General features: G+C 42.7%; 1 pseudogene. It reads right to left on the bottom strand.

Annotated elements, in window-relative coordinates:
• A pseudogene (locus BCT81_RS03130) lies at positions 1-1,169 on the bottom strand (GGDEF domain-containing protein); the annotation flags it as partial.

The raw sequence follows: 1,169 nt of genomic DNA, 5'->3' as shown, positions 1-1,169 counted from the left end.
GAGTAATTCATTCTCTTGGGCAAGCGCCGTGGTTGCATAATCTTGTTCTAAAAGGAAAATGTCACTCTGTCGTTTGTCAAAGAGCAGCGCTTTGTTACCGTGGTAGTACTGTTTGAAATAATCCAATGCCGTTTCTAGGTCGCCTTTAGATTCGTAGTATTCTCCAAGCGTTTTAAGTGCTAGAACTTTCCAACTACGACTGCCGACTAACTCAAACATGGCAAAAGCTCGCTTTAGGTCATCCAATATCGCTTCGTCTTGGTTGAGGCCTATTTTTGCCAAGGCGCGATTCAGATAACACTGACCGTTCTGTAGCGTGTATTTTTCAATACCGGTTGAAGCAAGGCACTGGTTGGCAACAGTAAGTGCTGCGTTTAAGTTTCCTTCCGCAAGCAGCACTTCACTGTACGCTCTTAGTACGAGTATTTTATATCGATTGCTCACTTTATCGCTGTTGAGCGCTTCTGCCTTTTCATAAGCAATACGACCGTTGATTAAATCACCACTACTTAAGTAACTGAACGATTCGTTGATATAAAGGATGCCAATAGCTTCATCTTCAAATAGACCACTGTCAAAATAGAGCTTTTTGGCTTTTTCTAGAATGCCTAGTGCTTTCGGCCAATCTTCTAAGTAGATGTAAAGCAAAGCCATGTTCGACATGAGTTTGCTGTTGTAAATATGCTTTGGGTACTTCTTCCCTAGTTGTAACCCTTTATGGAAGAAGTACTGCGCATCTTGAAGGTCATTACGCACATTATTGATTGCACCCGCCGTGTTGTAAGCTTTGACCAATAGCTCATCGTAACGAATCGACTCTGCAATCCCGATAGCGGAACGAATCTGAATTTCAGACGCTGCAAGGTCGCCCTCTTTAAGATATTCAATTGCAGATTCAACCAATGACTGCGATTTCAACCACAACATACCTTCTTGTTCAGCAAGGTTGTTGATCTCGTCTAAATATCCCATCACGGCTTTAGTGTCTTGCTGATGTTGCGCCACGTTCGTCAATATCATAAGACGGTACGCTTTGTAGATGGCTAAGTCTCTTGTTGGATGCAGGCGAGGTAGTTTAGCCAGCGCTTTATCAGCGAATATGGGATCGCTTCGAGACAAATCGAGAATATGAATTAGCTTTTTTCCATATTCTGTCTCGTCCTGAAATG

It is taken from the genome of Vibrio sp. 10N.261.52.A1, from assembly GCF_002876325.1.
Classification (GTDB): Bacteria; Pseudomonadota; Gammaproteobacteria; order Enterobacterales; family Vibrionaceae; genus Vibrio; species Vibrio chagasii.
The sequence above is the reverse complement of the archived record's forward strand: the minus strand, read 5'-3'. Positions and strand labels throughout refer to the sequence as shown.